This is a genomic window from Pseudomonas sp., from assembly GCF_026224925.1.
Lineage (GTDB): Bacteria > Pseudomonadota > Gammaproteobacteria > Pseudomonadales > Pseudomonadaceae > Aquipseudomonas.
In genome coordinates this window covers 1-8,669 of sequence record NZ_JAMFRV010000227.1, presented here as the reverse complement: position 1 = coordinate 8,669, position 8,669 = coordinate 1, and the positions used below count along the sequence as shown (strand labels likewise).

At 54.5% G+C, this 8,669-nt stretch carries 11 protein-coding genes; 5 read left to right on the top strand and 6 right to left on the bottom strand.

The annotated features are described in order from the left end of the window. The coding region (locus tag M0974_RS09795) for an FAD-dependent oxidoreductase (RefSeq protein ID WP_297835750.1) at positions 1–1,282 on the bottom strand (1,282 nt) is incomplete at its 3' end. Between the two features lie 318 nt (positions 1,283–1,600). Between M0974_RS09795 and M0974_RS09790 the strand changes: the two genes are divergently transcribed. After that, complete coding sequence (locus M0974_RS09790; RefSeq protein ID WP_297835749.1) at positions 1,601–2,065, top strand: thiol-disulfide oxidoreductase DCC family protein; 465 nt, start codon at positions 1,601–1,603, stop codon at positions 2,063–2,065. 19 nt (positions 2,066–2,084) lie between these two features. Here the strand turns inward: M0974_RS09790 and M0974_RS09785 are convergent, their stop codons facing one another. The 5 genes from M0974_RS09785 to M0974_RS09765 form a co-directional block, all read right to left on the bottom strand. Further along, a complete protein-coding gene (locus M0974_RS09785) occupies positions 2,085–2,546 on the bottom strand; it encodes an Lrp/AsnC family transcriptional regulator (RefSeq protein ID WP_297835748.1) in 462 nt (153 codons plus the stop codon). A 45-nt stretch (positions 2,547–2,591) separates the two neighbouring features. Next, a complete protein-coding gene (locus M0974_RS09780) occupies positions 2,592–3,359 on the bottom strand; it encodes a class II aldolase/adducin family protein (protein WP_297835746.1) in 768 nt (255 codons plus the stop codon). Positions 3,360–3,449: 90 nt separating this feature from the next. Then, on the bottom strand, positions 3,450–4,097 hold the full coding sequence (locus M0974_RS09775; protein WP_297835745.1) for a glutathione S-transferase family protein: 648 nt from the start codon (positions 4,095–4,097) through the stop codon (positions 3,450–3,452). A 226-nt stretch (positions 4,098–4,323) separates the two neighbouring features. Beyond that, positions 4,324–5,079 carry an anti-sigma factor gene (locus tag M0974_RS09770; RefSeq protein WP_297835743.1) on the bottom strand — a complete coding sequence of 252 codons (756 nt, stop codon included), beginning with the start codon at positions 5,077–5,079 and terminating at the stop codon, positions 4,324–4,326. Continuing rightward, positions 5,072–5,584 (bottom strand): sigma-70 family RNA polymerase sigma factor, encoded by a 513-nt coding sequence (locus M0974_RS09765; protein WP_297835742.1) that lies wholly within the window; start codon positions 5,582–5,584, stop codon positions 5,072–5,074. Before M0974_RS09765 ends, M0974_RS09770 begins: the two co-directional genes overlap by 8 nt. A gap of 159 nt (positions 5,585–5,743) precedes the next feature. Here M0974_RS09765 and M0974_RS09760 point away from each other — a divergent pair, with 159 nt between their 5' ends. The 4 genes from M0974_RS09760 (at position 5,744) to M0974_RS09745 (ending at position 8,437) form a co-directional block, all read left to right on the top strand. Beyond that, positions 5,744–6,709: a metallophosphoesterase gene (locus M0974_RS09760; protein ID WP_297835740.1), complete on the top strand. Its 966-nt coding sequence runs from the start codon at positions 5,744–5,746 to the stop codon at positions 6,707–6,709. A 10-nt stretch (positions 6,710–6,719) separates the two neighbouring features. Beyond that, the gene (locus M0974_RS09755; protein WP_297835738.1) at positions 6,720–7,031 is read left to right on the top strand and encodes a cupredoxin family copper-binding protein; all 312 of its coding nucleotides are present in this window, start codon (positions 6,720–6,722) and stop codon (positions 7,029–7,031) included. A gap of 543 nt (positions 7,032–7,574) precedes the next feature. Then, positions 7,575–8,000: a CsgE family curli-type amyloid fiber assembly protein gene (locus tag M0974_RS09750; RefSeq protein ID WP_297835737.1), complete on the top strand. Its 426-nt coding sequence runs from the start codon at positions 7,575–7,577 to the stop codon at positions 7,998–8,000. Between the two features lie 11 nt (positions 8,001–8,011). After that, positions 8,012–8,437 carry a curli assembly protein CsgF gene (locus M0974_RS09745; RefSeq protein ID WP_297835735.1) on the top strand — a complete coding sequence of 142 codons (426 nt, stop codon included), beginning with the start codon at positions 8,012–8,014 and terminating at the stop codon, positions 8,435–8,437. Positions 8,438–8,669: the final 232 nt, after the last annotated feature.

Sequence of the window (8,669 nt, the reverse complement as noted above, 5' to 3'; positions counted from 1 at the left end):
GGTGCGGAAGCATCTTCAGTGCGTCGCTCATCCACGAATAGGACAGGCAAATGACACCCGGCTGATCGTCGCCGTTATCAAATAGATAGGTGCCACGGGTCAGGCGGTCGGTGAGGGTCATGCTCATCAAGTCGCGACCGGTTTGCGGGTCTTTGTCTTTCCAGAACGGCCGGTCGACCATGACGAACGTTTTCGATGCTTGCATGTAGCGCGTGCGGTCCAGGGCCATCCACATCTTCTGCGAAAACAAGGTTTCTTCGCATTCAATCTGGGTGGTCAGCAGCCAGCTTTGGCAAGTGGTCAGCACGGCGGCGTAGTGGCGGGTGTCACCCCAATTATCGGTGACTTCGAAGCGGCCGTCTTCAGCGCGGGCGATGCGTTTCACCCCGGAGCGCGGCGCACCTCGGTGCAGCGAAGCGAGGCTGGTGCCTTCTGGCCAATGCACGCAACGCTCCGGCACATGACGCCAAATTCCCAGCGGCACTTGCTCGACGCCACCGACGATAAGGTGTTGATGATCGTCGCAGTTGGTCATTACCACGCGGAAGATTTCCAGCATCGAGTTGGGGAAGTCAGAGTCCCAACCACCGGTCCCGAACCCTACTTGGCCAAACACTTCGCGATGGGTGAACGACAATTTGGCGAAGGCTTTGGAGGTGGCAACAAAGTCGTAAAACGTGCGGTCGTCCCACAGCGGCACGAGGGTGTTCCACAGGCTTTTCAGGCGTGGAACGTCGCGGTCACGGATGGCTTGCTGGATGTCGGCAAATTGCGAACCGGCTTCCAGTGCGTCGGCCCAGGCATCGGCGACTTCCTGAAACATTGCCGGAAGATCCGACAGTGTTTGTGCGTAATAAGTAGCACCTTCCAAGTCTACAACTGTACTGCCGGACGCAGCAGTCAGCGGGTTAGGGAAGGGCTTTGATTCAAGACCGAGCTTGTCGACGTAGTGATAAAACGCGGTGGATGAAACCGGGAAGCGCATGCCGCCGAGTTCAGCAACAATACCGTCAGTGCCAGCGAAGTTCTGGGAGCGCAAACGCCCACCCATTTTCGACGCTTCGTAAATCACAGGCTTGAAGCCGAGCTTCATCAGCTCATAAGCCGCGACCAGTCCCGCAATACCAGCACCCACCACAGCCACTTCTGCGCCATGGTGTTCGGCGGGGATGCTGCCCAATCCGGCCGGGTGTTCGATCCAGTTGTCGAAGGCAAAAGGAAAGTCCGGGCCGAACATAGTGATCGGTTTTTTACCGTCTGCAGGATGGCGATTGGTTTTCATGACTGACCTTGCTCGGCTGGAACGCAAAAGAAGACAGTCTAGATAAGAGTGAACACGTTAATAAGACGCATAGTGTCGTCGTTTTGCAGTTATTGGATACATTATGACGACTTATTGAGTCACTTTGACTTGTCATGAGTTTCTCAGAAGCTTGGTCAGTAGATGCGGTTAATTGTGAACGGATGAAGTCGACATTTATCGCTACCGCCACTCGGTAAAAGCTATGCAATAAAGTTATTATTGTACATGATCTGTATAGTAATCCGGCGTGTACTCATGTTCCTTGAGTACACCTGAACGCCGGCTGGGAGAAGTGCGATGGAAACACCTAGCTTGCCGCTGACGTTATACGTCGATCTGGATTGCCCGCTATGTGCACGTGAGGTGCAGTGGTTGCACCGGCATGCGAAGCCCGAACGGTTGGCACTGGTGGACATCAGCGCCGCCGATTTTGACCCGACGTCAACGGGACGCACCCTGCAAGAGCTGGGCGATCGTCTGCATGCTCGCAGCGCCAGCGGCCAGTGGTTGACTGGCATCGACGCCACCCTTTGGAGTTGGCGAGCCGCAGGTGTTGGCAGGTGGGCGGCGCCCTTGGCGTGGAAGCCGCTGCGTCCGCTTTTTCTAGTGCTCTACCGGCTGTTCGCCTTGGCGCGCCCTCATCTGAGCTGGCTACCACACCCAGAGGGCAGTCGGCGTTGCCGAGGCGTTTGCTCGCCCCGCGACCAGCCAGTAAACACTACGCGTCATGCGTGTATGGGCGCGGAAGACGACAACGTATAAGTTGCAACGAGGCCTGCGGTCAGACGGGCTGCCCGCGATCTATCTTGCTGCTAAGGATGATCGAGGTGGTGGTCTTTTCTACCCCCTCCATGCTGCCAATCAGGTCTAGAAGTTGGTCCAGTTGCTCCGGCGAATCAGTTCGCAGCCACGCCACGTAATCAAACTCTCCACTGACCGCACACAGTTGCTGCACTTGAGCGATGGCGCTCAATCGGCGCAAGACTTCTTTGCCGGAGCGCGGTTGCACCGTAATGCCGACGTACGCCTGCAAACCACCATCTATCAGGCGCTGACCCAAGCGCACGCCATAGCCGGTGATGACTTTGGATTTTTCCAGACGCGCCAAGCGCGAGGTCACGGTGGTTCTGGCGATCCCCAACTGCCGGGCAAGCATGGCCACGCTTTCGCGGGCATTGATCTGCAAGGCAGCGATCAATTGACGGTCGATCTCATCCAGCGCGGGTGTGCGGCTATCAAGCAAGGTCATCTCCATCGGTGTGTCGGGCCGACATGTTAGCGGCACTGTTCAATGCTTGTAATCAGGTGCAATCCGCTCGACCAGCCGCAGCAGCGCAGCCCACGCCATGCGATTGGCGTCCGGGTCGCTCAACTCACCTTCGGCAAGGTCTGCGCCGGGGTTGTTGAATTGTTGTTCGGTGTGGCGGCAAATCTCAGCGGATGGATAGCGTAATGCTCCACCGGCTTGAGCGGCTATTTGGATTTCGCAGGCTTTCTCCAAGTAATACATGCGCAGAAACGCTTGGGAAACGCTGTCGCCGATGCTGAGCAAACCGTGGTTACGCAAGATCATGACCGACTTGTCGCCCAAGTCCGCCACCAAGCGTTGCTGTTCGCTGAAGTTCAGCGCGATGCCCTCGTACTCGTGGTAGGCCACCCGACCATAGAACTCCATGGATATCTGATTGACCGGCAGCAAACCGCATTCCTGCGCGGCTACCGCGCAACCGGCCTTGGTGTGTGTATGCAGCACACAATGAGCGTCTTCGCGGGCACGGTGAATGGCGCTGTGTATGACAAAGCCCGCAGGGTTCACCGGATAGGGTGAATCTTCGACTTTGACGCCTTGCAAATCGATCTTCACCAGATTTGATGCCGTGATTTCTTCGAAGAGCAGTCCGTAAGGATTGATCAGGAAATGATGTTCTGGCCCCGGAATGCGCACGGAAATATGCGTCGAAATCAAATCGCTCATGCGGAAATGAGCGATCAAGCGGTAGCAGGCTGCCAATTGTTGCCTGAGCTGCCACTCGTGCTGGCTATAGGTATTTGCCATGGATCCTCCGAAGCTGTGTTTTCTTGAGCAAGCTTGTATCAATGCTGATCACGTGTACATCATCCGATAGAGCTGGGGCGCTGCTTCGAATCAGGCACTCAGGCTCCGGCGTACTGAGACCGTTGCATACCAGGTTCGCAGCGCCGGCAGGTCGTCTGGAAGGTCCAGTTCGAGTGCCGCCACTGCGAAGTCGATAGCCACTACTGCAGTAATATCGGCTGCCGAAAACCGATCGCCGGCCACAAATGCGGCCGCCTCTAGCCGCGCATTCAGATCGGTATAGAAATGGCCGATCCGCGCTTCGCTGCGCTCAACCAACGCTGGAATCTGCTCGTAAGCATGCGGCCCCGCCAACGCCCGGCCAGCCAACCCCGGCAGCCAATTTCGCACTGCCTCCATCACTGCGGCAAAACCTTCCTGCTCAGCCCATCGTTCCCACATTGCTACTAACGCTCGGTCCTTGGCATCGGTGCCCAACAGAGGCTTCTCGGGATAAACCTCTTCCAGGTAACGCCAAATAGCAGGCACTTCGCCGATGGCCGTGCCGTCTTCCAGCACCAACGTTGGGACGACGTTGCGCGGATTGATCGCGCTGTACGCGGGTGAGAATTGGGCTTTGGCCGCGATGTCTACCGGGATCAATTCGACGTTGATGCCTTTCTCTGCCAGGAATATCCGTACGCGGCGAGCGTTCGGCGAGCCTTGAGATTCGTAGAGTTTCAGGTCGGACTGCAGCATGGTGTGGGTTCCTTATTACGCAGGCAGCAGCTCGCGGGATGAGTTTGGGCAATGGCCCGACAGTTTGTGTGGGACTTAAGGGGTTGTTGATTCCGATATTAACGTAGGACGGGTCTGAAGATGATCTTGGCGGGTTAATGGAAACTCTGTCCCAATCTTAAAGCACGGTCGATCACCGCGGCTCGTGGTGGAAAAGGGTTCTCGGTTTAATTCCAATGGTCCTTTGTCAGAGTCCTCTCTGGATCAGCTGGCTAAAAACTTCCAGCTCCCCCTTATCCAGATCGGACACGACGATGAAATGCATGTGGTTCTGCCGCCAGGACACGATGTTGTAGCCGCGGCTGGATTGGCTTTGCGGTTGGCTGTCGGCCTGCGCCGTCGGCACCACGAAGGCATTGATGATGTGCTTGTCGTGCCGATAAGAAAGCGCGGCGGCGGTTTGATGCTGAAGGTAGTCCAGCCGAGCGCCGAGGAGTGGAAAACCTTCCGCAGAGAAGTCATACACCGGTGGCGAAAAGTCGAGTTTGCCGGTGAACCACGGCTTTACCGTGTGCTTGTCGGAGGAGGCAACGTCCATCAGGTGGTCGCCCATCAATGAGCGCACATGGCTGGAAACCGCCTCATCTGTCCAGTTGTCCTCAGGTGATGGCGCTGCAACGTATAAAAACAGTGCCACCGCTAATAATGCGCCCGACAGAACCGGGGCAAGCCAGAGTCGGAGGGTGCGCCAGATATCGTTATTCTCGATGGCGGGTGACGTTAGACGGAGCCGCAGACTCTTGGTCAGTGATTCGGGGGCCGTGTAGTAGGGGCTGTGATGCTGTACTGCTGCTTTTAGGGCCCTCAGCGTTTCAAGACGCTGCTGACATTCGGTGCACGTCAGTAGGTGTTCACTCAGGCGGTCCCGCGATTGAGTGTCCAGTTCATTGTCCAGATAGCTGCTCATCCATTCGCGGCAGTGCTCGCAATTGATCTTACTCATGGCGGCTCAACTTCAAGAATTCAGTTTTGAGCATGGTCCGCGCCCTTGCCAGTCTCGACATGACGGTGCCAATCGGTACGTCTATGACGTTGGCAATGTCCTTGTAAGGCATGTCCTCAAGCTCCTTCAAAATAATCACCTCCCGAAACACAGGCGCAAGGGCTTCGAGCGCTTGCTTAAGCAGGGCGATGTCTTCAGTGCGGATGGCGTTGAGCTCCGGGGTAGAGGAGTGGGCGGGAACGCTATCGTCTTCCGGAAGGTCGTCGCCGAGGGAGACCCACCGATGTCCAGCCGAGGCTTTGAGCCAGGTATAACTTTCATTGCGGACAATCGTCAGTAGCCAGGCTTTGGCGTTTCCGTCTTCAAAACGGTGAAGAAACCTAAACGCCCTCAAGGCGCTTTCCTGCACCACATCTCGCGCCGCGCTTTCATTGCCGGTAAGCCATCGCGCAAGGTTATAGGCCGCGTCCATATGGGGCGCCAGTAGCTCATCAAAACGCTTCATATCGACTGTGTGACCTAGCCCCATCTCTTTATAAACTCCCCTTCGGCCTGTTTTATTCCCACTCACAGAAATATTTTTAATCGTGGAATAAAGAGGCCCGCGCTCCGGTTATAGACCCTGACAGCTACCCCAAAGCAAAGCACATCTGCGGAGTCTTTTATGAAAACCGGTTCGACCTTACCCGATCGCGAAGAGGGTCACACCCTTGGCCGAAGGGAACTCTTGAAGTGCTCCGCCTGGGCGGGCGCGGGCGTGTTGTGGATTATGAGCGGCGGTATCCCGCGCGCTTTCGCGTTGGATGACCCGCAGGCGCAACTAGCGGGGGGCGCATCAGGCAACGATTTCCACTTTCTGCAAATAAGTGACACGCATATCGGCTTTAACAAAGAGGCCAATCCGGCACCGTTGAACACCTTGCAGCAGGCCATCGATAAGGTCATTGCGCTGCCAAAAAAACCATCGCTGATTCTGCACACCGGCGACATTACTCACCTTTCCAAACCCGCAGAGTTCGATGCAGCCGCCCAAGTCTTGAAAGGGTTGCCTTCCCCGGTGCATTACGTACCTGGCGAGCACGACATGCTCGATGAAGGCGGGGGCAAGGCTTATCTGGACCGTTACGGTAAAGGTACTAAAGGCAATGGCTGGTACAGCTTCGATGATCATGGCGTGCACTTTGTTGCGTTGATAAATGTATTCAACTTCCAGGCGGGCCACGAAGCGACCCTTGGCGCCGACCAACTGAAATGGCTGGCGGATGACCTGCGCGCCGTGTCTGTCAGTACGCCTGTCGTTGTGTTTACTCATATCCCACTGTGGACAATTTATCAGCCATGGGGTTGGGGCACCGAAGACGGTGATCAAGCCATCGCGATGCTGCGCAAATACGGCTCCGTTACGGTCCTCAATGGCCATATCCATCAAGTCATACAGAAGGTTGAAGGCAACATTACCTTCCATACCGCCCGTTCGACCGCGTACCCCCAACCTGCCCCTGGGTCGGCTCCAGCTCCTGGTCCTATGACGGTGGCCGCTGATCAACTGCGCAATTATTTGGGGGTTACCGAGGTGGTAGCTACACAAGGCGACCATCCCTTGGCACTCATCAATTCAACACTCGTTTGACGGAGGTCCAATGACCCGCTGTGCCCAGATTATTGCCCTGAGTTGCCTACTGATCCCGATATCGGCTTGGGCAGAAAACATACAGATCGAAATCAAAGCGTTTTTGTATTCACCGAAAGACCTGACCGTGGCAGCCGGGACGACTGTCACGTGGATTAACGACGACCCAGCGCCGCACACCATCGTCGGCGTTAACAAAACATTTCGTTCGCCAGCGCTGGATACTGGGGATCAATACTCGTACACGTTCAAGACGGCAGGCGTGTTCGAGTATTTTTGTACGTTGCATCCGCAGATGGTTGGGAGGGTGGTGGTTAATTGATGTCTATTAACCACAAGTAAGCAGGGCCGTCACTGTGATAGACGCGGCTTACAGTCGCGCCTAGAACCGTCAACGATTCGGTTGTCAAACGAATGACTTAGTTATAATGATATATCTTCTTTGGCAGGTCGAGGCCGTGTATGCCGAGAATGCTTTTTTTGGCGCTGTTACCGGAGTGGGCACAATGCGTGTCGCCTAGAGTTATAAAATGCCTTGCGTGCAGGCGCTGAATCGTTTAATTAATCAACCTGTGTGGTCACTAATAAGTGACGTCTCATTTGTTCAAATACCTGTCTCGTCAGTTATAAAGTGCTAATACATTTCGGTGTATAGACGAAGGTGAAAAGGTTTAAAAAATCGTTAAAAACATTGGCGTCATAATCTTGTCTGTCCTTTATGGCGACTAAATTCTGCCAAAAAATCTGGCGTCAAAAAGTAACTTTAAATATTTTATAAAAATAGTGGCGCATTGCGATTATTGAGATATAAATAGCAACTACCACTTGTTATCGGTTCTGCAAGCACATGACGTACTCTCATTTTATGAGCGTGACAGTTCTGCAGCTGTGCGTTGTATCCATGGTGTTTGCCCAGGACAGCGTCAACAGTAACGCGAGCCTAGCGCAGCACCGTACTCTCAATAGCAGGGAAGTCGGCGGGCTAGTCACCGGTCAAACTATCACCCTCGCTGGACGTGCGTTTTATGACAGTTTTGCTGTCGCGTGGAGTGAAATGGATGAGACCGGGCACTTCACGGTTGCTATTTCTGAGCGTCCTACTGCGCGTTTAGGCAGTCAGGTTTTTGTTGATTACGGTAACCGCAGGTTGTTCCAGATTTTTTTACCGCCCAACCGCAGCCTTATACCCGCCATCGGCGCTGATGCTGCTGCACAAGTTTACCAAGGCATTTTGGACTACCAACTGGCACAGTTTTTTGGTGACCCAGACATGGGCCGCGACGAATTTTAAAAGGTATTTATATGCATCGGTTATCCCTGGTTTTTATCAGCCTGGCATTGGTGTCCGGTCTGTCAGGTACTGCCTACGCCAGCGAGCTGGCCTATGTGCCAAACAACCCTTCGTTCGGCGGCAATCCGCTCAACGGACCGGTGTTACTTAACCAGGCCCAGGCTCAGAACCACTTTGTCGCGAAGTCCGATTCATCATCGTCGAGCCAGAGTGCTTTGACTCAATTCAATACCATGTTGCAGAGCGCAATCCTGAGTCGAGTGTCCTCGGCTGTTACCTCCAGCATCGTTGGTACCAATGGCCAACTTATTCCGGGGGTTGTTGAAACCACCGACTTCCGGATTGCGATTACCAATCTTTCAAGCGGAATGCTGCAGATCGTTACCACCGATAAAACGACTGGGCAGACCACGCAGTTTCAAGTGAATCAACCGTAATCCCGCAATAAAGCTGCATGCCACACAACCCAAATTGAAATATCAAACAGAAAAAGGAAGATCACCATGCACGCACGTAAATCACTTTTGTCTCTTGCTGTACTTGTTGCTTTGTCAGGCGCCGCTATGGCCGATTCGAGCAGCGTTACCACTTCGCAGAACGGTGCTAATAACGGCCTGAACGTCGATCAAGCCGGCGCTACTGGTTCGTCGCTGACCATTAACCAAAATG